This window comes from Vibrio sp. NFR, assembly GCF_027587095.1.
GTDB classification, from domain to species: Bacteria; Pseudomonadota; Gammaproteobacteria; order Enterobacterales; family Vibrionaceae; genus Vibrio; species Vibrio harveyi.
This window is the reverse complement of sequence record NZ_JAPPTN010000006.1, coordinates 91,178-115,902: the sequence shown is the minus strand read 5'-3', so window position 1 is coordinate 115,902 and position 24,725 is coordinate 91,178. Positions and strand designations below refer to the sequence as shown.

General features: G+C 45.3%; 20 protein-coding genes. 9 read left to right on the top strand and 11 right to left on the bottom strand.

Going from position 1 to position 24,725, the window contains the following annotated elements; genetic code table 11:
• Positions 1 to 23: 23 nt before the first annotated feature.
• The 6 genes from OH463_RS13360 to hrpB form a co-directional block, all read right to left on the bottom strand.
• Positions 24 to 362, bottom strand: a complete 339-nt coding sequence (locus OH463_RS13360) for a P-II family nitrogen regulator (RefSeq protein ID WP_005439398.1) — start codon at positions 360 to 362, stop codon at positions 24 to 26.
• 188 nt (positions 363 to 550) lie between these two features.
• On the bottom strand, positions 551 to 919 hold the full coding sequence (locus OH463_RS13355) for a YacL family protein (protein ID WP_009698742.1): 369 nt from the start codon (positions 917 to 919) through the stop codon (positions 551 to 553).
• A 281-nt stretch (positions 920 to 1,200) separates the two neighbouring features.
• Positions 1,201 to 3,789 (bottom strand): bifunctional aconitate hydratase 2/2-methylisocitrate dehydratase, encoded by a 2,589-nt coding sequence (acnB, locus tag OH463_RS13350; protein WP_017189146.1) that lies wholly within the window; start codon positions 3,787 to 3,789, stop codon positions 1,201 to 1,203.
• Between the two features lie 270 nt (positions 3,790 to 4,059).
• Positions 4,060 to 6,378: a patatin-like phospholipase family protein gene (locus OH463_RS13345; RefSeq protein ID WP_038897991.1), complete on the bottom strand. Its 2,319-nt coding sequence runs from the start codon at positions 6,376 to 6,378 to the stop codon at positions 4,060 to 4,062.
• A gap of 87 nt (positions 6,379 to 6,465) precedes the next feature.
• The gene (mrcB, locus tag OH463_RS13340; protein WP_009698745.1) at positions 6,466 to 8,853 is read right to left on the bottom strand and encodes a penicillin-binding protein 1B; all 2,388 of its coding nucleotides are present in this window, start codon (positions 8,851 to 8,853) and stop codon (positions 6,466 to 6,468) included.
• A complete protein-coding gene (gene hrpB / locus OH463_RS13335; RefSeq protein WP_061065901.1) occupies positions 8,846 to 11,314 on the bottom strand; it encodes an ATP-dependent helicase HrpB in 2,469 nt (822 codons plus the stop codon). The genes mrcB and hrpB overlap by 8 nt, the downstream gene beginning before the upstream one ends.
• A 66-nt stretch (positions 11,315 to 11,380) precedes the next feature.
• Between hrpB and sfsA the strand changes: the two genes are divergently transcribed.
• From sfsA to panC, 7 genes are all read left to right on the top strand, one after another.
• Complete coding sequence (gene sfsA / locus OH463_RS13330; protein WP_005446293.1) at positions 11,381 to 12,097, top strand: DNA/RNA nuclease SfsA; 717 nt, start codon at positions 11,381 to 11,383, stop codon at positions 12,095 to 12,097.
• Between the two features lie 136 nt (positions 12,098 to 12,233).
• A complete protein-coding gene (gene dksA, locus OH463_RS13325; RefSeq protein WP_005439389.1) occupies positions 12,234 to 12,680 on the top strand; it encodes an RNA polymerase-binding protein DksA in 447 nt (148 codons plus the stop codon).
• 113 nt (positions 12,681 to 12,793) lie between these two features.
• Positions 12,794 to 13,678, top strand: a complete 885-nt coding sequence (gene gluQRS, locus OH463_RS13320; RefSeq protein WP_269991453.1) for a tRNA glutamyl-Q(34) synthetase GluQRS — start codon at positions 12,794 to 12,796, stop codon at positions 13,676 to 13,678.
• An 81-nt stretch (positions 13,679 to 13,759) separates the two neighbouring features.
• Positions 13,760 to 15,127 carry a polynucleotide adenylyltransferase PcnB gene (gene pcnB, locus OH463_RS13315; protein ID WP_005446289.1) on the top strand — a complete coding sequence of 456 codons (1,368 nt, stop codon included), beginning with the start codon at positions 13,760 to 13,762 and terminating at the stop codon, positions 15,125 to 15,127.
• Entirely contained in the window at positions 15,124 to 15,609 is a 486-nt protein-coding gene (gene folK / locus OH463_RS13310; protein WP_029790349.1) for a 2-amino-4-hydroxy-6-hydroxymethyldihydropteridine diphosphokinase, read from the top strand. Before pcnB ends, folK begins: the two co-directional genes overlap by 4 nt.
• A 24-nt stretch (positions 15,610 to 15,633) precedes the next feature.
• Complete coding sequence (panB, locus tag OH463_RS13305) at positions 15,634 to 16,428, top strand: 3-methyl-2-oxobutanoate hydroxymethyltransferase (RefSeq protein WP_017189142.1); 795 nt, start codon at positions 15,634 to 15,636, stop codon at positions 16,426 to 16,428.
• An 11-nt stretch (positions 16,429 to 16,439) separates the two neighbouring features.
• Positions 16,440 to 17,342 carry a pantoate--beta-alanine ligase gene (gene panC / locus OH463_RS13300; RefSeq protein ID WP_009698749.1) on the top strand — a complete coding sequence of 301 codons (903 nt, stop codon included), beginning with the start codon at positions 16,440 to 16,442 and terminating at the stop codon, positions 17,340 to 17,342.
• Between the two features lie 62 nt (positions 17,343 to 17,404).
• Here panC and OH463_RS13295 read toward each other — a convergent pair whose 3' ends face one another.
• The 4 genes from OH463_RS13295 to OH463_RS13280 all read right to left on the bottom strand — a co-directional run bounded on the left by OH463_RS13295 (position 17,405) and on the right by OH463_RS13280 (position 22,067).
• A complete protein-coding gene (locus tag OH463_RS13295; RefSeq protein ID WP_050923327.1) occupies positions 17,405 to 18,334 on the bottom strand; it encodes a Kdo(2)-lipid IV(A) acyltransferase in 930 nt (309 codons plus the stop codon).
• 141 nt (positions 18,335 to 18,475) lie between these two features.
• Positions 18,476 to 19,246: an ABC transporter permease gene (locus tag OH463_RS13290; protein ID WP_269991446.1), complete on the bottom strand. Its 771-nt coding sequence runs from the start codon at positions 19,244 to 19,246 to the stop codon at positions 18,476 to 18,478.
• A complete protein-coding gene (locus tag OH463_RS13285; protein ID WP_269991518.1) occupies positions 19,246 to 20,163 on the bottom strand; it encodes an ABC transporter ATP-binding protein in 918 nt (305 codons plus the stop codon). The genes OH463_RS13290 and OH463_RS13285 overlap by 1 nt, the downstream gene beginning before the upstream one ends.
• Before the next feature lie 233 nt (positions 20,164 to 20,396).
• Positions 20,397 to 22,067, bottom strand: a complete 1,671-nt coding sequence (locus OH463_RS13280; protein WP_026000213.1) for a SulP family inorganic anion transporter — start codon at positions 22,065 to 22,067, stop codon at positions 20,397 to 20,399.
• Between the two features lie 283 nt (positions 22,068 to 22,350).
• Between OH463_RS13280 and can the strand changes: the two genes are divergently transcribed.
• Positions 22,351 to 23,019 (top strand): carbonate dehydratase, encoded by a 669-nt coding sequence (can, locus tag OH463_RS13275; RefSeq protein WP_005446273.1) that lies wholly within the window; start codon positions 22,351 to 22,353, stop codon positions 23,017 to 23,019.
• An 88-nt stretch (positions 23,020 to 23,107) separates the two neighbouring features.
• Here the strand turns inward: can and hpt are convergent, their stop codons facing one another.
• A complete protein-coding gene (gene hpt, locus OH463_RS13270; RefSeq protein WP_005446271.1) occupies positions 23,108 to 23,638 on the bottom strand; it encodes a hypoxanthine phosphoribosyltransferase in 531 nt (176 codons plus the stop codon).
• 321 nt (positions 23,639 to 23,959) lie between these two features.
• On the opposite strand from hpt, the gene opaR reads away from it, so the two are divergent.
• A complete protein-coding gene (gene opaR / locus OH463_RS13265) occupies positions 23,960 to 24,574 on the top strand; it encodes a transcriptional regulator OpaR (protein ID WP_005446268.1) in 615 nt (204 codons plus the stop codon).
• The last annotated feature ends 151 nt before the right edge of the window (positions 24,575 to 24,725 follow it).

Here is a 24,725-nt window from a genome sequence, read left to right as displayed (position 1 = left end):
TAGTTCTCCAATCCCTTGAATTCTTAAAGTGCTTCTGCGTCCATTTCACCAGTACGAATACGCACGGCTTGGTTTAGGTCGTAGACAAAAATCTTGCCGTCACCAATTTTTCCGGTTTGAGCCGCTTTAGTGATGGCTTCTACCACGCGTTCCACATTGTCTGCATGGGTCGCGATTTCTAGTTTTACTTTTGGTAGAAAGTCGACTTGATATTCAGCACCACGATATAGTTCCGTGTGCCCTTTTTGGCGACCAAAACCTTTAACCTCAGATACTGTCATCCCTTCAATACCGACATCAGCCAATGCTTCGCGCACATCGTCTAATTTAAAAGGCTTTATAATGGCATTAATGATTTTCATTGAATCTTCTCCGCAGCTTTCATCCTGAAACACTTGTATTAATCCAAGCTGCGTGCCAACTTTTTATCTGCTTGATTTATATAAATTTATTAAAAATAATAATCTTGTAAACAAAAAGGGCGCACCACATCGGTGCGCCCTTTTCACAAATATAAGGCAACTCTAATTAGACTACCCAAAATTGTGCATTAAATGTTCAAAAAATCTTTCCACTGCTCTATCAAGGCACAAAAGTCCTCAATACCACAACTCGCAGTACTCTCAGCATCATAGAAATCGAACTCACTTTCCATCTCGACTTCATAGTCGTGACCCAGTACGTTTTCTTGAACCAGAACTTCATCGCCGACGATCATTAAACTTATCTCAGATCCAGTTAATCTATGCTCTTGAGATGGCGAAGAAAATGCCTGTTCAACCAAGCTTTCAACTTGCGCAATCTTAGCCGGATCTTTGCCAATTTCTTCTTGTAGCCAGCGACCTACAATCTCATGCCCCATACTGCATTTGACATAATATTCGCCCATCAATGTATTGCGGATGAATTCAAACTCCATCGAGATCGCCTTTTCGTATCAATTTGGTGCGGAGTATACAGGGAGATATGGGATGGGAGAAGCGCGAGACGCGGAGCTCTCTCAATCGCTTGTTTAAAAGAGATTCCCGACAGCACTCCTTTGTCGTTTTCGGGAATGACATCGTTTTTACTCTTGGCTATTTAATCGTCATCCTCAAGAGCGAGGTACGAGCGAGCTGGGGATCTCTCGCAATGCGTTATCTAAAAAAACGCCCACCAAATGGTGGGCGCTTATCAAGTATTAGCAAAGCTCACTAAGAATTATGCAGGCTCTTGGAAAATCACTTCTGCCGCTTTCTTGGTGTACTGATCCATCTTGTGGAAGTTCAAGTAGCGGTATGTGTCTGCTGCTGTCGCATCAATTTGCTTCGCGTATTCTAAGTACTCTTCTTTGGTTGGAATCTTACCTAGAATTGCACCTACCGCTGCTAGCTCCGCAGACGCAAGGTAAACATTAGCACCCGTACCAAGACGGTTCGGGAAGTTACGCGTTGAAGTCGACATTACCGTCGCTTTATCTGCTACGCGTGCTTGGTTACCCATACATAGAGAACACCCTGGCGTTTCAATACGTACACCAGCACGACCATAGATACCGTAGTAACCTTCCTCTGTCAGTTGATCACGGTCCATCTTGGTTGGCGGTGCCACCCATAGACGAGTATCTAATTGACCACCGTATTGCTCTAGCAATTTACCTGCTGCACGGAAGTGACCAATGTTAGTCATACAAGAACCGATAAACACTTCATCAATCTGTGTACCTTGAACTTCAGATAGAAGACGAGCGTCATCTGGATCGTTCGGTGCACATAGGATTGGCTCGTGAATATCTGCTAGGTCGATTTCAATGATGTGCGCATATTCTGCATCCGCATCTGCTTCCATCAACTCTGGGTTTGCTAACCACTCTTCCATCGCTGTGATACGACGCTCGATAGTACGACGATCGCCGTAACCTTCCGAGATCATCCACTTAAGCATAGTGATGTTTGAGTTTAGGTATTCCTCGATAGACTCTTGAGATAGCTTAACTGTACAACCTGCCGCAGAACGCTCTGCTGATGCATCAGACAGCTCGAATGCCTGCTCTACAGTTAGGTGCTCAACGCCTTCAATTTCTAGTACACGACCAGAGAATTCGTTGATCTTACCTGCTTTCTCAACCGTCAGTAGACCTTGTTGGATTGCGTAGTAAGGGATGGCATGTACCAAGTCACGCAGCGTGATACCTGGCTGCATTTCACCTTTAAAGCGTACCAAGATTGACTCTGGCATATCCAGTGGCATAACACCTGTCGCAGCTGCGAATGCTACGAGACCTGAACCTGCTGGGAATGAAATACCAAGAGGGAAACGAGTATGTGAGTCACCACCCGTACCAACGGTATCAGGTAGAAGCATACGGTTTAACCATGAGTGAATTACACCATCACCAGGACGAAGCGATACACCGCCACGGTTCATAATGAAGTCAGGTAGTGTATGGTGCGTATTTACATCGACTGGTTTTGGATAAGCAGACGTGTGACAAAATGACTGCATCACGAGATCAGCAGAGAAGCCTAGACACGCAAGGTCTTTTAGTTCGTCACGTGTCATTGGACCGGTAGTATCCTGAGAACCTACCGTTGTCATCTTCGGTTCACAGTATTGACCTGCACGTACACCTTCTACGCCACATGCTTTACCCACCATCTTCTGAGCTAGGGTGTAACCTTTATCAGAAGCTGAAGGGTCAATAGGCTTAGCAAAAAGATCGGTTTCTTCTAGACCAAGTGATGCACGAGCACGGCTTGTTAAGCCACGACCAATAATCAGTGGAATACGACCACCAGCACGAACTTCATCAAGCAACACTTTGCTCAGTTCAAAGCTAGAGATCTCTTCACCGTTTTTACGCACAACACCTTCGTATGGGAAGATATCAATCACATCACCCATGTTCATGTTTTGCACGTCTAGTTCAATTGGTAGTGCACCAGAATCTTCCATCGTGTTGTAGAAAATTGGGGCGATCTTACCACCTAGACAGATACCACCCGTGCGCTTATTTGGTACAAATGGGATATCTTCACCCATAAACCAAAGCACTGAGTTAGTTGCTGATTTACGCGAAGAACCGGTACCAACAACATCACCTACGTATGCTAGTGGAATGCCGTCTTTTTGCAGTTCTTCAATTTGATTGATAGGACCAACGCTGCCTGGTTGATCCGGTACAATGCCATCACGTTCCATTTTCAGCATCGCTTTTGCGTGTACTGGAATATCTGGACGAGACCAAGCATCTGGAGCTGGAGACAAGTCATCGGTGTTGGTTTCACCGGTTACTTTAAATACTTTAACAGTAATCTGATCCGCGACTTTCTTCTTCGATGTGAACCATTCAGCATCAGCCCACGATTGTAGAACTTGTTTCGCGAATGCATTACCTGCTTTAGCCTTCTCTTCAACATCATAGAAAGCGTCAAACATCAGTAGAGTATGAGACAGCGCTTTTACAGCAATAGGCGCTAGTAGGTCATCTTCTAGGAATTCAACTAGAGGAGCGATGTTGTAACCGCCTTGCATTGTACCTAGTAGCTCAGCTGCCTTTTCACGGCTCACAAGTGGTGATTCCACTTCACCTTTTGCTACCGCCGTCAGGAAACCCGCTTTTACATAAGCAGCTTCATCCACACCTGGTGGGATACGGTTCTCTAGTAGGTCAAGAATAAAAGCTTCTTCACCTTGCGGGGGATTTTTCAGAAGTTCAACAAGTCCAGCAACTTGTTCAGCGTCTAGCGGTTTAGGAACAACTCCTTCGGCAGCACGCTCTTCGACGTGTTTACGGTAGGCTTCAAGCACGACTTTTTTCCTCTCATTGCGGTTCCTCCTTTTTAATTACTATTTTTCAAAGTAAAGGAGTGAACATCCTTGGAAACTTGGCTCTCCATTGCCCTTGTTTTCATTCAATTCTGATTGAGAAACAGCGCCGTAGAGGCCAAACTGTGGGCGAAAGGATAGCAAATTTAACGTTAAATTAAAATCTCATCATTTTGACCAACATAGCAACTTACGACTAAAGTCCTGTGAATTTCGGCTAAATATGCGGAGATTTTGCTGTCCTATTCCCGGTTATTTAAATGATGTTCCAACGATCAAGTACACAGCATCTAAATTCTGCTCTGTACGACCGTATGCCAACATAACGGGTCCTATTGGCGAATCAACACCAAAGAAAATTGATGCGGCATTGTACAGCGGTGCCTCATTCAGCTTGAGATCGTTATCCGACCAAACACCACCATGTTCAAGGGATGCACCAAGGTAAACTGGCGCTTCAAACAGCCCAAAATCGTTATCCATCCATTTATAACGATACACCAAACTGGTATAGAATAAGTTTTGTCCAATCAGACTGTTACGAGGGATACCAGACAAATTTAAGAAACCACCTAGCTCTCTAGGGTCCAAAGGTACAAAAGAGTTTTTACTCTCAACAAAGCTGTATTCCGCTTGACCGACTAAAGTATGACGACTGTGAGTCACCGCCCCCTTAAAACGAGCGGTAATTTCATAAACCGTATCTTCAATACTGTTTTTTGCGTTTTCACCTCGGAGACCTTCTGGAGTTTTGTCGTGAGAAACAAGGTAGTCCAAGTCAATCAGCATGCCACGAGTCGGAAATGCAAAATCATCCAGTGTATCTAAGCGATAGTTGGCAAATAACCCCAGTCGCTCGTAATCTAAATTGCCCGCAGACTGAATGGTGGAGGCTTCTATCGTCCCTTTGGTATAACGACCACCAACTCGGAACTCTTGCCACAAGGTTGGTTGCACACCCGCTGCTAGCTCAGTAATAAACTCGGTGTAAGAAAATGGTAGGTAATCGTAAACTGAGCCGATATCCGGATTTTCAAACTCGTCATCGAGAGGTAAGTTCCGGTTTTCAGTGTTGTAATTGAGTTTTCCAGAAACAAACAATTCCTGACTCGAAAGCACTGGAGAGTACAACTCCGCTTCAATCAGTTTATCAGTGCCCATATCAACATTTAGAGTCAGTTCCGCACCGTGAGAGTTCAGATTGGTGAAGTTTGCTGACACGCCGATTCCGTACTGGCTGTCAGTGTTAAAGTCATCTTCTAGGAAGAAGCGAAAATTGAGGTAGTTCGGTCCCCATGACTTTTCGTTTACCTCAAAGACCAATAGATTAACGTCATCGATCTCTTCGAAGTGGTAAGTGATCAATTCAAAGCGATCCAACGCATAAAGGTTTTCGACCGCTTTTTCGATTTCGTCTGTTTTTAATGGTCGCCCAGTATCGAGCTCTAGACGGTTAGTCAGCAACACATCGCTGTAGTGCGTATTGTTCACCAATACAATCTGATCAACCACGCGCTGATCACCATATTCCAGATTTTTACGCGCATCTTGCTTGTGCTCAATGTACTTTTGGTACTCGGCGTTCGACACACTCAAGCCTTTCAATTTGGACTCAAGACTCTTGGTGATCTCATAACCAGCCTGAAACGCATCGGGCATTTTATTGAACTCAACCGTCTCCATTTGCCCTACATTAGGACGAATATAAACATCATCTCCGCTTAGTGTTTCGGCTTGCTCTTGGGTGCTACGACGAACAAGATAGTTAGAAAGCTGATCAGCAACGGTAAACAAACCGGTAAAGTCTTCTTTGCTTTTGTAGTCAGTACTGATATCCACCGCAATAACGATGTCGGCCCCCATAGCACGAGCGACATCTACGGGCATGTTATTGACCACACCGCCATCCACCAGCATATGACCATTTAGTTCATAAGGAGGGAGTGCGCCTGGAACAGACATACTTGCCATCATTGCATCAACAAGATAGCCGTTATCAAGCACCACTTCTTCCAATTCAACAATGTCAGTGGCGACTGAGCGGTATGGGATAGCAAGGTCATCGAAAGAGTCAAAACGACCAAGGTTACCTGTCGTTTCACGCAAAATACGAAGCATATTCTGCCCTTGAACGACACCAGTCGGTGAACGAACTTCACCAAACCTTAAGCCTAGATCTGTCGTGATTTGATAACGGTCTTCATATTCTTTGTCGCGGACGCGACGTTGGCTGCGGTCAACACGGTCTCGATAGCCGCTGTTCCAATCCACACTGTAGATAAAGCTTTCAATTTCATCCGCGCTCATGCCAGTCGCATATAAACCACCGACATAAGCGCCCATGCTAGTGCCGGTAATGATATCAACCGGAATATGCATCTCTTCAAGCGCCTTTAAAACCCCGATATGGGCGGCACCTTTTGCACCACCACCAGCAAGCACGACGGCAATTTTAGGGCGAGGATGATCATCACTGATGTGTTTGGCAAAGGAAGGAGTGGCAATCAAAAAGGAGCAGACCCACAGTGCAATAAAACGCAACCATGAGCTTGAGATCGACTTTTTGAACATTCACTTCTTCCTTTATTGAATATTTAACACCTACTTGTACTAAGAATTGAACAACTGCACAAGTCAGTGATGGTGTTTTTGATGGTCTTACCAATCAAATAAATTATTCAACCAGTTCGACTTTTTCTCGCATTGTTGTTTGATTTGCCCAGTTTTGTCCCACACTGGCAATTTGTACTCACTACGACAATTGATTTCTAACGCGCCGTTCGCTGCTTTTTGGAAGCCAAGTGTTGTCACCTCTTTTGGCCAAGGTAGCTCCAACCTTTCAGGAATACGCTGTTTCAAGTATTCCGCGTAAACACGCAATGCACCGCTTGAACCTGTCAACTTGGTAGACTTATTGTCATCGCGCCCAAGCCAAATCGTGGTAACTTCACGCCCATCAATACCCACAAACCAACTGTCACGACTGTCGTTACTCGTACCCGTTTTTCCTGCTAGTGCTGCCCAAGCAAACTGACTTTGTAGGAATCGTCCTGTCCCTTGTGCGACACCTTGCTTCATAGCATAGGTCGTTAACCAAGCCGCTTGTTCATCTACTGCTGGGGCTGACCGAGGGAGAGATTGATAAAGCACATTGCCGTCCATATCGACAACCGAACGCAACGCCGACAGCTTGGCACGCTTACCTGAGTTAGTCAGCGTTTGATACATTTGCGCTACTTCAAACGGTGTTAATGAAAATGAGCCCAAGAACATGGATGGCACAGGGCGAATTTCATTCTTATCAACACCAAGGCGTTCTAAGGTATTAGACACCTCTGGGATACCAAGCTGCATCCCCAAACGAACGGTTGGTACATTCAATGATTTTGCCAAGGCTAAATACAACGGAACATCACCACGAAACTTACGGTCAAAGTTGCGTGGCGACCAAACGGAGCCTTTGCTCCCCTTCAAACTCAGAGGCGTATCATGAAGCGTTGTCCCAAGGTTGTATTTTTCAGGTTGCTCCAATGCCGTCAGATAGATAGCAGGTTTAACCAATGACCCAATTGGACGACTGGCATTCAGTGCACGGTTAAAGCCTTCATACCCGACACGTTTACCGCCAACCATTGCGCGAATTTCACCGCTATGACGATCCACGGCAACAGCAGCCGCTTCAAGCTCCTTACCCGCACGTTTTGCCAGTTCAGGGACTTTCTTCGCAATGGCTTTTTCGAGTTTACTTTGCGATACGGGATCAAGAGAGGTAAATAAGCGTAATCCGGTTTCTGCTTTGAAGTTGTCACCCACCTTCTCTTTCAGTTCGATATTCAGTTGTTGGAAATACGCAGGCTGTCGACTAGCGATACGTGGCTTGCTTTGTGTATCAAGTGGACGACTCACCGCTTGTTCGTATTGCTGCGCAGTCAGCATGTCTTGTTGCATCAGTAGACGCAGTACTAAGTCACGACGCGTCTTAGTACGTTCTGGGTAGCGAATAGGGTTGTAGTAAGATGGTCCTTTTACCATTCCCACTAGCATTGCAAGCTGATCGATACGTAGCTCTTGGATAGGCTGACCGAAGTAATAGCGTGATGCCAAAGCGAAACCATGAATCGCATCACCACCGCTCTGACCCAAATATACCTCGTTGAGGTAAGCTTCCAGAATACGGTCTTTGCTGTAACGATAATCGAGAATTAATGCGATATACGCTTCACGTACCTTACGCCACAAGGTTTTATCACGAGTCAGGAACAAGTTTTTCGCCAACTGTTGAGTTAGCGTACTGCCGCCTTGTACGGTACGACCCGCTTTGATGTTCGCCACTAAAGCACGTGCAATGGCAAGTGGTGATACACCATCGTGTTGATAAAAGTCGCGATCTTCCGTCGCTAATAATGCATCAACTAAGATCTCCGGGAATTGATCGCGGCGTAAGAACAAACGTTGCTCATTTTGGTCTTTTTCCAGCATTCCCAACATCTTAGGTTCAATGCGTAAGTAGCCAAGATCACCTTTCGACTCTAAAGATTGAATACGTTGTAAGCCGCTGCTTGAGAAATGCAACATCACATGACGATCAGGCTCTGGCCCGTCAGCAAATTCAAACGGACGACGAATCAGTTCAATACGCGTTGAAGAAGATGAATACTCACCTGGGTAACGAGGCTGGCTGACTTTACGGTAGTTCAGCACATCGAGTTCATTACGCATCTCTTTAATCGTAATGTTCTGTCCTGGGCTTAAATTGAGAATGCGGGCATAAACCACCGTAGGCAGATCAAACAACTGACCATCAAAGCGATCTTTAACCACACTATCTAGGTAAATACCGACAAACAATAACACCGCAGCCAAGGCAACGCCGGCTTTCCAACTGAACGACCAAATGACTTTAAGCCAAGAACGTTTACCATTGTTTGTTTTTTTCGCTGGTGATTTTCTTGGGCGTTTTGCGCCACTTTTCTTAGTCGTCGTTTTACTTGACGCGGTCTTCTTGGCTGGCGCTCGCTTTGCACCGGGCTTTTTAGTATCAGTCATTGTTCAATTGTCTTTTTGTTTTGGTTGTCGCTACATGCGTCGCTGGATCGTCAGGCCAAACATGCTTAGGGTAACGACCTTTCATTTCTTTCTGTACTTCTTTGTAGCTTCCCACCCAGAATGCGGCGAGATCTGTCGTCACCTGAAGAGGGCGTTGTGCTGGAGAGAGTAATTCAAGCACCAGGCGCTTTCGTCCCTGTGCCACAGTTGGTGAAGTACTTTCACCAAACACCTCTTGCATACGGACAGAAAGCACAGGCTCATGACCACACTGATAACGAATTCGCTTTTTCGAACCAGTTGGCAGGCGGTACTCTTCAGGCAACCACTCATCAATATGCTGATTCAACGGCCATCCCAATCGAGCATTTAGTGCTTCCACTAAATTTACCTTTGCCAAGTCTTTCACTGAGGCAACCGTACTCATGTATGGCTCTAACCACTCTTCTAAGCTCGCCAGCAAATCAACGTCATCAAAACTTGGCCAAGCCTGCTCTGGTAACCATTCCACTGCACAGCGAATACGTTCTAGTAAATTCTCCGCTGCTGGTGTCCAGTTTAGACTTTGTAAGCCCTGACGGCGGACATAGGTGAGTAAAGCTTGTGTCATTTTTTCTTTGCCTGGGCTTGGCAAGGCATCCCGCTTGATAATCAAACGCCCAAGCTTAACTTGACGCTCAGCCATCAATCGACCTTTTTTCTCATCCCAATCAACCACATCATCTGTTGTAAAGAGATGCTCAAACACTTCTTCTAACTCATTGATATCTAGTTCACAAGCCAGATTAATTTGACTAGAGTTGGAATGCGATCGCATTAAATCAATCGCGATTAAGTAATCACAATCGCCTAAAGTTTCTTCTGGTCGGCACTCAGCACCATGTCCGTTGGACAATGTAAAACGCCCATGTTGATTCGAACGTTGCTGCGCGACACGATCAGGAAATGCAAGGCTTAATACTAACGGCAGTGCTCGCTCATCAACCTCTGATAGACTGAACATCGTATCCAGTTTAAGGGCGACGGTTTGAGATCGCTTATGCAATATCGATTTTTTCGGATGTGTACCACTCACCCAACGATGTAAGCTGTGTGCGATATTCGTGATATTACGCTCTGGCTCTTCAATAAGAGCGACCGCAGCCAGTGCAGTGTTTAGCATTTTTACGTCATGTTGCTGTGCTTGAATTAGCATAGCTGCCGAGCGAGGTTCTACACCAAGCTCATGAGCAATTTTGCCCTCAGGAGTCAGTTGACCTTGCTCAGAAAGCAGCCCTAACACAATTAACAACTGCTTAGCTTGAGCAAGAGATGCCGCCGAAGGAGTGTTGAGCCATTTGAGCTCGGAAATATCTCCCGCTCCCCAAAAGGCTAACTCCATCACTAGGCTCGCTAAGTCTGAGTGCAGTATTTCTGGCTGTGGCACTTGTGGTTGCTGCTTAAATTGGCTTTCAGAGTAAAGGCGAACGCAAATCCCCTCTTCAATACGCCCTGCACGACCAGAACGTTGAATCGCAGACGATTGTGCCACTCGTACTTGCTCTAATCGCGTAAGCCCATTCTTCAAATCAAAACGCGCCACACGCTCTAATCCAGAATCAACAACTAGTCGAATACCTTCAATGGTCAAAGAAGTTTCGGCAATGTTAGTCGCGAGCACGACTTTGCGTTTATCTCCAGAAGCAGGAGCGATGGCTTTTTGCTGCTCGGCAAAGCTAAGTTGACCGTATAACGGACACACTTCTACGTTATCAGGTAGGTGTACTAAACGCTCTTGCACTTGCTTGATGGCACCAACACCCGGAAGAAAAGCAAGCAAAGAACCAGACTCTTTCTGAATTAAACTTTCTATTGTTTTTGCCATTGATGTCGGTAGGTGATCGTTGACTCCTAGCGGCAAGTAACGAGTCTCTACCTCAAAACTGCGACCTTGAGACTCTATATATGCCGCCTCTGGCAGCAAGGTTTGCAACGCACCTTGATCGAGCGTTGCCGACATCACAACAAGCTTTAAATCATCTCGTAATGCCTCTTGAACCTCCAAACTGAAAGCCAACGCGGTGTCTGCGTGAATGCTGCGCTCATGAAATTCATCAAAGATCAGTAAATCGATGCCGTTTAATTCAGGGTCACTTTGGATCATACGGGTCATGATCCCTTCAGTCACAATTTCAAGTTGCGTGTTTTTACTCACCTTCGTTTCACCGCGAACTCGGTACCCAACACGTTCTCCGACTTGTTCACCTAACTGCTGCGCGAGATAACGAGCGATATTACGCGCCGCCAGACGTCGAGGCTCCAGCATCACGATTTTGCCTGTCACAGATTGTTTTTGTAGAAGTTGCAGTGGGAAGTACGTGGATTTACCAGCACCTGGTGCGGCTTTGAGGATCACTTGATGTTGATTTTTGACCGCCGTAAGTAATTGTGGCATCACGGCTTCAATCGGCAATTGTGACAAAGGAAATACCCTGTGGTGTAATGTTGGCAACATTGTACATAAAAACACTCTTGGCTAAATAAGCAAATGCAATTCGAACCCGCTCTAGAGTCAGCGACTCTGCTCAAACGCTACAAACGCTTTCTTGCCGATATCGAACTGGATAACGGTGAGATTCGAACAATTCACTGTGCGAACACTGGCGCAATGACAGGCTGTGCCACTCCGGGCAACAAAGTTTGGTACTCCACTTCCGATAACCCAAAGCGCAAATATCCGAACAGCTGGGAACTCAGTGAAACCGCACAAGGGCATCGGATCTGCATTAATACTGCTCGCGCAAACCAATTAGCCGTAGAAGCAATTGAAAATAATGTCATTTCAGAATTGTTGGGATATGACCAACTTCAAACTGAGGTGAAATATGGCAATGAAAATAGCCGAATTGATATCTTGCTCAGCGCAAGCGACAAATCAAAGTGTTATATAGAAGTGAAGAGCGTCACCCTACTTGATGAAGAAAGCTCATCAGGACAAGGTTATTTCCCTGATGCCGTGACTACCAGAGGGCAAAAGCACCTGAGAGAGCTCACAGAAATGGCACAAAATGGAAGTAGAGCCATACTTTTATTCACTGTTTTACATTCAGGTATTGAAAAAGTATCCGCGGCGCACCATATAGACGCGAAATATTCAACGTTACTAAAACAAGCACAAGACGCTGGAGTGGAAGTTCTCTGCTATAAAGCTGAGTTAAGCAACACTGAAATCAAACTAATCTCGGCGATTGAATTTATCAATTAAGAGAAAAAATGATGTCATCTTCACAATGATGATAAGTTTGCAATTCAGTAATTGCCTGCACCGCCTCTTTTTGCTATAGATACCCGCCTTAAATTGACTGCAAAGCAGTTGACTAGGTGTAAGTAGGAGATGCTGTATGCCAGAATCAAAGAAGAAAACGATAGGCATCCTAGCCATTGCCGGTGTGGAGCCATATCAGGAAAAGCCTGGTGAAGAATACATGTCACCAGAGCAGGTTGAACACTTTACAAAGATCTTAACAGCTTGGCGTAATCAGCTCAGGGAAGAAGTCGATCGCACTGTACACCACATGCAGGACGAAGCAGCAAACTTCCCAGATCCAGTTGACCGTGCTTCTCAAGAGGAAGAGTTCAGCTTAGAACTGCGTAACCGTGACCGTGAGCGTCGTCTGATCAAGAAGATCGAAAAGACTCTAGATAAAATCACTGAAGACGACTTTGGCTTCTGTGAATCTTGTGGCGTAGAGATCGGCGTTCGTCGCCTAGAAGCGCGTCCAACTGCAGACCTTTGTATTGACTGTAAAACACTTGCAGAGATCAAAGAGAAACAGATGCAAGGTTAATCAATCTGGCATTATGATTATTGAAAGGGAGCTCAGGCTCCCTTTTTGTTTTAGCTAACTTCGCAACGTCGAGTTTGTCGCTTTTTATACCCGTATAATTTCGAGATATACGCATGACACGCTATGTAGGTCGATTCGCCCCATCCCCTTCTGGTCCATTACATTTTGGTTCCCTCGTTGCTGCATTGGGCAGCTATTTCCAAGCGAAAGCTAACCAGGGTACTTGGCTCGTTCGTATTGAAGACCTTGATCCACCAAGAGAGATGCCAGGAGCGGCTGAGGCTATATTAAATGCGCTAAAAGCATATCAACTGCATTGGGATGGCGAAGTGGTCTATCAAAGTGACCGTCACGACCTTTATCAGACGCAAATTGATACTTGGTTAGAGAATGGTGACGCTTACTATTGCCAATGCACGCGCAAGCAAATCAAAGAGCATGGTGGTTATTATCCCGGCACTTGTCGCGACAAAGGCTTGAAAGAAGGCGCGATTCGCCTAAAAATGACCAAGCCCATCGCTAATTTTCTCGATCAGAAGCATGGCTTAATGACCATGCCTTCTGCGTTAGTAAATGAAGATTTCATTATTAAACGTCGAGATGGATTATTTGCCTATAATCTTGCGGTAGTATTAGATGACATTGACCAAGGGGTGACTGAAGTCGTCCGTGGAGCCGATTTAATTGAACCTACAGGTCGTCAAATCAGCTTGTACCAAATCCTTGGAAAACCAGAAGTTAGCTACTTACATTTGCCATTAGCGATGGATACTAATGGCAACAAGCTGTCGAAACAAAATCATGCGACAGCGATTGATGTCGATAATCCGAAGCCTGCTCTGCTGCACGCCATGACGTTTTTAGGCTTCCATATTCCAGAAGCCATTCAAGCCGCTAATGTAGATGAAATACTGCGTTGGGGATGTAAAAATTGGTGTTTAGAGCAGCTTCCAGCAGAGATCGAGATCACACCGAGATTCTCAAACGGCACTGCGTAGGCTATTATTAGCCGCAAAATTGGCCCTAGAGGCGTAAAAAACTAACCAAAGCAAGATTGGATTAAACCCAGTTATTGCCAGATGCACATGAATACAAACGACTATACAACAAGCGAATCTGCCATGATCCCAGAACTCGCTCTCAATGTAATTACTCGTGAAGAGCACAACATTTCGCGTAAGCAGATCAGTGACAATGCACTGAAGGTGCTATACCGACTAAACGGTGCCGGTTTCGATGCTTTTCTTGTGGGTGGCGGGGTTCGAGACTTACTGCTTGGACAGAAACCAAAAGACTTTGATATCGCAACCAACGCGACTCCAGAACAAATCAAGCAACTATTTAGAAACTGCCGTTTGATTGGTCGTCGCTTCCGTCTCGCCCACATTATGTTTGGACGTGACATCATCGAAGTTGCGACTTTCCGCGGTCACCACCAAGAGCAAAAAAACAAGAACGTTTCACAGCAGTCTAAAGAAGGCATGCTGCTTCGTGACAATGTTTACGGCACGATTGATGAAGATGCAGAGCGCCGTGACTTCACGATTAACTCGATGTACTACAACATCGCAGACTACTCAATTCACGACTACGCGCGTGGTATTGAAGACCTAGAAGACCGCCTTGTTCGCCTGATCGGTGATCCAGAAACCCGCTATCGCGAAGACCCTGTACGTATGCTGCGTGCGATTCGCTTTGCCGTGAAACTCGACTTCGACATCGAAGAAGACACCGCCGCACCAATTGAAGAGATGTCAACGCTACTACGCGACATCCCATCTGCGCGCCTGTTCGAAGAATCGTTAAAGCTGCTTCAATCAGGTCATGGTCTAGAGACCTATCACCTCCTGCGTGAGTACAACCTATTCCAACAGTTGTTCCCAGCAATTGCTGAGCACTTCACGGAAGAATACGAATCTCACACCGAGCAAATGCTCGATTTAGTGCTTGATTCAACCGACATGCGTATTGAAGAAGGCAAGCGCATTAACCCAGCATTCATGTTTGCTGCAATGCTGTGGTACCCGCTATGTGCGATGGCAGATAAGTTAATGGAACAGCGTAATCTGTGCCATTACGATGCCATCATGGAAGCGAGCAACATCATTCTTGATGACCAAGTTCGTACGATTGCTATTCCACGCCGTCATACCGCCACTATCCGTGAAATTTGGCAACTGCAATTACGTCTTCCTCGACGTAATGGTAAGCGTGCATTCCGCCTAATGGAGCTCAACAAATTTAGAGCTGGCTTTGATTTTCTTGAAATGCGCGGTGAAATTGAGGGTGGCGAGACTCAGAAGCTTGCCAAGTGGTGGGAAACTTTCCAAAATGCAGGCCGAGAAATGCGCCAAGCAATGGCAGGTGACCTTGATAGCCAAGCACCTAAAACCGGTCAACGCCGCCGCAAAACCTATCGCAAGAAAAAGAGTAAGCCAAAATCATGATCACAGCATACATTGCGGTAGGCAGTAACTTGGCTGATCCCGTCAGCCAAGCGAAACAAGCGATTGAGGCTCTAAAATCAATCCCAAACTCTGAGTTTGTGCAAGCCTCTTCGCTCTACAGCAGTACGCCGATGGGACCACAAAACCAACCGGATTACATCAATGCGGTTGTGGCGATAAAAACCAATTTGACGCCTCTTGAGCTACTCGATTGCACCCAAGCGATTGAGCAAGAACAAGGGCGTGTCCGTAAAGATGAACGTTGGGGACCAAGAACCTTGGATCTCGATATAATTCTTTACGGCAATGAGGTGATTGATTCCGAAAGACTGACAGTTCCACACTATGGAATGAGAGAGCGCGAGTTCGTACTCTACCCTCTTGCGGAAATTGCACCAAGTTTACAACTCCCAGACGGGACCGAGGTATCGTCACTACTTGAGCAAGTAGATCGTAACGGCCTCAGCATTTGGCAGTCATAGCCAACTCCTAGTGAGGAAAAAACAATGAAAAAAATGACCATTAACGACCTGATTAAGTGGAAGCAAGAAGGTCGTAAATTTGCTACTTCAACTGCATACGATGCGAGCTTTGCCCAACTTTTTGAAAGCCAAGACATGCCTGTTTTATTGGTAGGTGACTCTCTAGGTATGGTTCTGCAAGGTAAATCAGACACGTTACCCGTTACTGTTGAAGATATCGCTTATCACACCCGCTGTGTACGCGCAGGCAGCCCAAACTGTCTATTGATGGCTGATATGCCATTCATGAGCTACGCAACGCCAGAGCAAGCGTGTGAGAACGCAGCAACGCTAATGCGTGCTGGTGCAAATATGGTAAAAATCGAGGGCGGCGACTGGTTAGTTGATACCGTTAAGATGCTAACTGAACGTGCTGTACCAGTATGTGCTCACCTTGGTCTAACCCCTCAATCAGTCAATATCTTTGGTGGTTACAAGGTGCAAGGCCGCGATCAAGAAAAAGCCGATCGTATGGTAAAAGACGCACTGGCACTGCAAGAAGCTGGTGCTCAAATTGTTTTACTAGAGTGTGTTCCTGCTGAATTAGCGGCTCGTATTACGCAAGTTCTTGATGTTCCAGTAATTGGTATTGGTGCAGGTAATGTGACAGATGGTCAAATTCTTGTAATGCACGATATGTTTGGAATTTCGGCGAACTACATGCCAAAATTCTCGAAAAACTTCCTTGCTGAAACAGGCGATATGCGCAAAGCCGTGGCTCAATATATGGCTGATGTTGAAAGCGGTGCATTCCCAGACGAAGCTCATACCATTGCCTAGAGGATAAATGCATGCAAACTTTTGCGGAAATCTCAGCGATTCGTGAACAAGTAAAAACCTTTAAGCGTGAAGGTCGTAAAGTGGCGTTTGTTCCAACTATGGGCAACCTCCATGAAGGTCACTTAACACTTGTTCGTAAAGCTCGCGAATACGCGGATGTCGTTGTTGTAAGCATCTTTGTAAACCCGATGCAGTTTGACCGTGCAGACGATTTAAACAACTACCCTCGAACTCTAGAAGAAGATTTGAGCAAGCTAGGTGGTGAAGGCGTAGAAATCGTGTTCACACCAACACCTGAAATCATCTACCCAGAAGGCTTGGATAAACAAACGTTTGTTGATGTTCCTGGTCTATCTACCATTCTTGAAGGTGCTTCTCGCCCAGGTCATTTCCGTGGCGTTACTACCATCGTAAACAAGCTTTTCAACATCGTTCAACCTGATGTTGCGTGCTTTGGTGAAAAAGACTTCCAACAACTTGCCGTGATTCGCAAGATGGTTGAAGACTTGGCAATGGACATCGAGATTATTGGCGTACCAACAGTACGTGAGATGGACGGCCTTGCAATGAGCTCACGCAATGGTCTTTTGACGATTGATGAGCGTCAACGTGCACCAGTGCTAGCTCGTACAATGCGTTGGATCAGCAGCGCAATGCGTGGCGGTCGTGATGATTACGCATCAGTGATTGAAGACGCAAGCGATCAGCTTCGTGCAGCAGGTCTTCAACCAGATGAAATCTTCATCCGTGATGCTCGTACACTTCAAGCAATCACTGCAGAGACAACCCAAGCGGTAATCTTGATGTCAGCATTCTTAGGTAAAGCCCGCCTAATCGACAACCAAACGGTTGATATGGCAGTAGAAACCAAAGAAGATGAATCAAGCGAAGAAAGCTCAGCAAGCGCAGAGTAAATCTAAATCTTAAATAAAAAGGTCGGCACTAAGCCGACCTTTTTTGTATCTAGTAATGAGATTTATGAATAGACGCATTGAAGTCCTTCAGGGCGAGTCTTAAATCGCTTGTGCAACCACATCCACGCGGGAATATCTCGTTTTATCATCCCTTCAATCTCTTGATTCAAAATACTCGCGGCTTTAACTGGATTTCGTCGTTCAAACTGCCCACTCAGATCCTCACCAATGTAAAGCGTATATCGGTTATCGTTCATGACCGTCACTCCGGACATCACCGCACACTTGGTTGCATCAATTAATACACTCGATCCCGCCGTACTTGCCGCCTGTTCAACAGCAAAGAAAGGAGCAAATACCGAATTGTTCACTCCATAATCGTGATCTGGTAGGTACCACAGCCGCTGACCATTTTTCAGAACTTTAAGCATCGACTTTACGTCTTTTCGGTCTATCATTTGATGCCCACAGCGCGTTCGACCACGATGCTGAATAAACTCATAAGCAGGGTTTGAGTTCGGGCGATACACACCGTACCCTTTCGCAAATTGGCTAAAAATACGCGCCGTCATCTCTAAGTTAAGATGGTGGCTGCATATCACCAGCACACCACGTCCATTTCTTTCTTGTTCAAGAATGCGCTCTTTACCAACCACCGTCACCAAACGTTTTACCCGCCAATCGGGCCAAAACCAAGCCATGCCCGTTTCAATCAGTGCCATGCCGGTGTATTTAAAGTTTGCCTTCACCAACTCCTCACACTGTTGTTCATTATATTCAGGGAAGCAGAGCTTGAGATTACGCTTAGCAATTTTCCGGCGGCGCTTCATTGGCAGCATTGCAAGGGAGCCAATACCTCTTCCCAGTGCTCGCAGCAGCGGATACGGTAGCGCATTAACAACAAACGCGAGCAAGCCAAATGCAAACCAGACAGACCAGTATTTAGGGAGAAGCAATTTCAAGGAGAAAGGTGGGGACGGAACGGTATTCATGGCTTGACTCATTTACAACAAATGCATTTACAGAAATGAGTAAAACCTAGCATGTAAAAAGTCGAAAAATTGTATGGGAATGTATAGAAATGCATAAAGAAAGGGCAGCTCTCATCGCTGCTCTTTCAACATCTGTTTATGTTAGCTTCTCAAGCCAATTCCTTTGGTCACGAGGTAATGTGCCACGGCATAAAGCGCAACAACGAATACCGTCAGCACGCTAAATGACGTCACAATGCCAACATCAGAAACCCCGAGGAAACCGTAACGGAATGCGTTCACCATGTAGACGATAGGGTTCAGCTTCGACACACCTTGCCAGAACTCAGGCAACAGGCTGATAGAGTAGAACACGCCACCTAAGTAGGTCAGAGGCGTCAATACAAACGTCGGGATTATAGAGATATCGTCGAACGTTCTTGCATAAACTGCGTTGATTAAGCCACCTAGTGAGAACACAACTGATGTCATAAATACCGTCGCGATAATGATGCCCCAGTGGTCTACTTGCAGCTCCACAAAAAACAGAGACACAAACGTCACAATGGTTCCCACCAATAAACCACGCACAACGCCTCCCATGACAAAACCGAGGATGATCACGTAGTTTGGTACCGGTGCAACCAGAAGCTCTTCAATATTACGCTGAAATTTCGAGCTAAAGAACGATGAGGCCACATTGGAATACGAGTTGGTGATCACCGACATCATAATCAGACCAGGCACAATGTACTCCATGTAACTAAAACCGTTCATGTCGCCAATGCGAGAGCCAATCAAACTACCAAAAATGATGAAGTACAGCGTCATTGTAATCGCTGGCGGAACTAGCGTTTGTACCCAAATACGAGTAAAGCGATTGATTTCTTTGGTGAGCAGGCTGCAAAAAGCCGTCCAATATAACTTGTACATTATTGGTTACCTCCGCGAACGATGCTGACAAACAACTCTTCCAAGCGGTTCGCTTTGTTACGCATAGACAGAACTTTTACGCCATGTTCGGAAAGCTGACTGAATACTGAGTTCAACCCCTGGCTCTTATCCAGTTCAATTTCTAGCGAGCCATGTATCATAACCTGACTATTCACCCCTTTAAGCTCTGGCATCTCACCGTCAAACTCAACATCGAGAATGAAGGTTTCAACACGAAGCTTACCAAGCAGCGCTTTCATCGTCGTATTCTCAATAAGCTCACCTTTGTTGATGATACCGATATTGCGACACAACATTTCTGCTTCTTCAAGGTAGTGAGTCGTTAGAATGATAGTAATACCCTGCTCTTGGTTAATCTCTTTTAAGAAATCCCACATCGAGCGACGCAATTCGATATCGACACCAGCGGTTGGTTCATCAAGGATCAACAACTGTGGTTCATGCATTAAAGCGCGAGCAATCATAAGACGGCGCTTCATACCACCAGATAGATTACGCGCACGTTCTTTGCGTTTTTCCCACAAATCGAGCTTTGTCAGATACTTCTCGGCACGTTCTTTCGCCTGAATCTTTGACACGCCATAATAGCCAGCTTGCTGCATCACAATCTGTTCAACCGTCTCAAATTGGTTGAAGTTGAATTCTTGTGGCACCAAACCTAGGTTTTGCTTTGCTAGTTCAAGATGCGTATCAATGTCGTAACCAAAGACCTTGGTCGTACCTGAGGTTTTGTTTACCAAAGAAGAGATAATGCCAATCGTAGTGGATTTACCTGCACCATTTGGTCCTAAAAGCGCGTAGAAGTCACCTTTTTCTACTGTTAGGCTAATACCCTTCAACGCTTCAAATCCGCCCGCATAGGTCTTGCGAAGCTGTTCAATTTCTAATGCGTACATTGCGTAATAATTGCCATCTGTTGATGAATCGTGAATGCCAATACCGATAGAGAGTTGATATGACTCAGCGGTCAAAGCGGTATTGCACTGAAGTTGAATTAGTTTATCGTTGAATAACGATGAATACAAATAAACCTTTCTATAAAATTAGAAATAACTATAAATCCCCGATTCTGTATACTAAAAAGCGCCGCCAAACAACTTTGGCAGCGCTTTTAAAAAACAAAACAAGATTACATTGTTAGCATTTGATGCTCATCTGTTTCTACATGCTTTATCGCAGCATTCAATGCCTCATAACGGAACTTGTAAGTGTTCTGATCAGGGACTAAATCAATCACGTGGAACTTCTCTAATTGCTCACGTGTGCGTTGGTTTGGACACAACAAGTAAACTTCACACTCCGCATCCAACGCATCTTTGATCGCATTCTCAAGCGCTAAGCCTACCGTAACATCAATCATCGGCACATCAGTCAGATCGAGGATCATCACTTCGTAATCCGAAATACTGGAGTGTTGACGAGAAATGGCTTTCGAAACACTGAAGATCATTGGTCCAGACAAGTAGAAGAACAAGACTTTACCATTGGCTCGATCAAGCAGTCCTCGTTCACTGTCCGTAAGCGGAACATCATCTTCATCGGCATCACTGATGGCCTTAACTTGGCGTGCTTGCTCACGACTCAAACGCTCAATGATGATGATATTAGAAATAAATACCCCTAACCCCACAGCAACAATCAAATCAACAAAGACCGTCAGCAGCATGACGCCATACATAACCGCCATACCTGGGAAGCTCACCTTATGAGCACGTTGGATAAAACTCCAATCAAGAATATTGAAGCCAACATACACTGCAATACCCGCCAGCACAGCCATCGGGATAGGTTCGGTCAAGCCACTTGCAACCAAAACCACCAGCGCGAGAATCAGCGCACGAATAACACCAGACAAAGGGGAACGAGCCCCTACTTGGATATTGGTTACTGTACCCATTGTGGCACCAGCACCTGGTAAAGCGCCAAACAAACCAGAAATCATGTTTGCCAAGCCTTGACCACGTAGCTCCTTGTCTGAGTCATGCTCTTTACGTGTTAATGAATCACCGATTACCGCGGTTAATAGCGTATCAATACAACCCAACGTACCCAGAACTAATGCATCAATGACCATCTCGGTGAACATCGCAGGATCGATATGTGGCACGACCAAAGAAGGTAAGCCTGCGGGGATTTCACCAATTCGACGAATGTCTTCTGCATCAAACAAAATCACCGATAACAACGTAACCGCTACTAGCGCGACAAGTTGGGCGGGTACGTACTTACGATACTGCTTCGGAAAGAAGAATAAGATGCCTAACGTCAGCAAGCCCAAAAACAACTCGCTAAACTTCAGGTTAGAAATGGTGTCAGGCAATGCCGATAATGTGCCTAGAACCCCACCAGAAGGTGCTGCATGACCGAGTAAAGGCGACAACTGCAAGATAATCAGAATCACGCCAATCCCTGACATGAATCCCGAGATGACACTATAAGGCATGAGTGTCACGTATTTACCGAGTTTCAATGTACCAAGCACAATTTGAAACGCCCCCGCCATCATCACAACGGTGAATGTCATTGCCATTCCCGTCTCTGGGTACTTCGCCATCATGCTAGTCAACACGGCGGTCATGATCACTGTCATAGGACCGGTAGGCTCAGAAATCAGAGTGTTGGAACCACCAAACAGTGACGCGAAAAGCCCCACCATGATCGCACCCCATAAACCTGCTTCTGCGCCAGCGCCAGATGCGACACCAAAGGCTAACGCAAGAGGAAGTGAAATAATGGCAGTGGTGACGCCACCAAACAGATCCCCTTTCAAGTTGATATCCTTAAAGCGACTACCGAACATTGAATTTGCTCCCTGCATTAAAAAGACAAAATGCCATCAATCTAACAAATATTTCGTCAAAGAAAAAAACACAATAAAACCACGAATTCGCTAGGCTTATTCGCATACTGAATGATGTCTGCATATTTTATGATTTTCACAGCGAGAACTAGTCAGATGAGTCATCTTGAATGAATATTTAACGGGATCGAAATTGTAACATTGTGTATAGTTACAGCGCTGATCGCTTTATAAGCACTGATGAGTGGTTGGTTTTTTTAATTTTTAGGGAAGTAGATGTCAGATGCCGGAAATTAAACAATTATTCGAAAATAACTCTAAGTGGTCAGAAGAAATTAAATCTGATCGTCCAGAATACTTTGCAAAGCTTGCAGAAGGTCAGAAACCAGACTTTCTTTGGATTGGATGCTCAGACAGTCGCGTTCCTGCAGAGCGATTGACCGGTCTTTTCTCTGGCGAGTTATTTGTTCACCGAAACGTTGCGAACCAGGTCATCCACACTGACCTAAACTGCCTCTCTGTGGTGCAATACGCCGTGGACGTATTGAAAGTAAAACACATCATCGTATGTGGTCACTATGGCTGTGGTGGCGTTAACGCCGCTATTGATAATCCTCAACTAGGTCTTATCAATAACTGGTTACTTCATATCCGTGACCTTTACTTTAAACATCGCCCCTACTTAGACCAGATGCCTCTTGAAGACCGCGCTGACAAACTGGGTGAAATCAACGTCGCTGAGCAAGTCTATAACTTAGGCAACTCCACCATCATGCAAAATGCGTGGGAGCGTGGTCAGGACGTTGAGATCCATGGCGTAGTTTACGGGATTGAAGATGGTCGCCTTGAATACTTGGGCATTCGTTCAAACTCAAAAGAGACCGTGGAAGCCTCTTACCAAAAAGCGCTCTCAACCATTCTTAACTCAGACAACAAATTGCTTTGTCGCTGAGTTAAAAACATAAGCCGAACCAAATAAAAGAAAACGCCCGTTAATTGCTTAACGGGCGTTTTTTGTATTCTTCTATCAAGACTAATGACTACTCTTGAGGCACCACTTTACCAATGAACGGTAGATGACGGTATTTTTGAGCGTAGTCGATACCCACACCAACTACGAATTCATCAGGAATAGCAAAACCAACATAATCAACTGGCACTTCAACTTCACGACGTGATGGCTTGTCTAGCAGCGTACAAATCGCAATAGACTTCGGCTCACGTAGAGACAGGATTTCACGGATCTTGTTCAGTGTGTTACCTGTATCAATGATGTCTTCCACGATCAGTACGTCTTTGCCTTTGATGTCGTCATCAAGGTCTTTCAGGATACGTACGTCACGAGAGCTTTCCATCGTGTTACCGTAGCTAGAAGCGGTCATAAAGTCGACTTGGTGAGTCAGTTCGATTGCACGAGCCAAATCGGCCATAAATACAAATGAACCGCGTAGCAAACCAACCAGAACCAGATCTTCGCTACCTTGGTAACGTTCTGTAATTTGCTTGCCTAATTCACGAATACGTTCCTGAACTTCTTGCTCAGAAATCATGACTTCTACTGTATGTTTCATACTGTGCTCAATTTTCTTTGTGGGTTGAGGTAGGTCGTACGCAAACGATCACCTTATCTTGCGGCGTGTAGTGTAACACCCCACTCAATAGGTGGAAAGTCGCATCCCATTTCGTTGAATTCTTGGATGAAAGTCTTAATTTTAGAACTTATATCATTGAATGAAACATCAATAATGACATTACTGTCTATAAATTACGCATCAGATGTTGACCTTGCACATATGCACCATTACACTCATCAATGCTTTAAGCAACTATTAAAATAATCAATTAGGGGACTATCCCCAAAATATCAACTCAAATGGCAAGGAAAATGGATTATGGACTCAATTGCAAAGAGACCTCGTACTAGGCTTTCCCCTCTAAAACGTAAACAGCAACTAATGGAAATCGCTCTTGAAGTGTTTGCTCGTCGCGGCATTGGTCGTGGTGGTCACGCTGATATTGCAGAGATTGCTCAAGTTTCTGTTGCGACAGTATTTAACTACTTCCCAACTCGCGAAGACTTGGTGGATGAAGTTCTGAATCACGTGGTTCGTCAATTCTCGAACTTCTTATCAGATAACATCGACTTAGACATTCATGCACGCGAGAACATCGCTAACATCACTAACGCAATGATTGAACTAGTAAGCCAAGATTGCCATTGGTTGAAAGTTTGGTTCGAGTGGAGTGCATCAACACGTGATGAAGTGTGGCCACTATTCGTAACGACAAACCGCACCAACCAACTGCTGGTGCAAAACATGTTCATCAAAGCTATCGAACGTGGGGAAGTTTGTGACCAACATGAACCGGAACACTTGGCGAATCTGTTCCATGGTATTTGTTACTCTATCTTCGTACAAGCAAATCGCTCTAAGAGCGAAGCCGAGCTATCAACACTCGTTAGTGCTTACCTAGATATGTTGTGCATCTACAACCGCGATCACTAAGCTAAAACGCGAGTTTAACTAAATGAAAGGCTGACACTGGAGTGTTGGCCTTTTTCGTTTTAGACAGCTGCGAAGCTGGATTTTATTTTGCCTTTCTAGGAACAAGTTCAGCCAACCCCTTCTTAATCGAAACTCCTTTCATGATTATCCA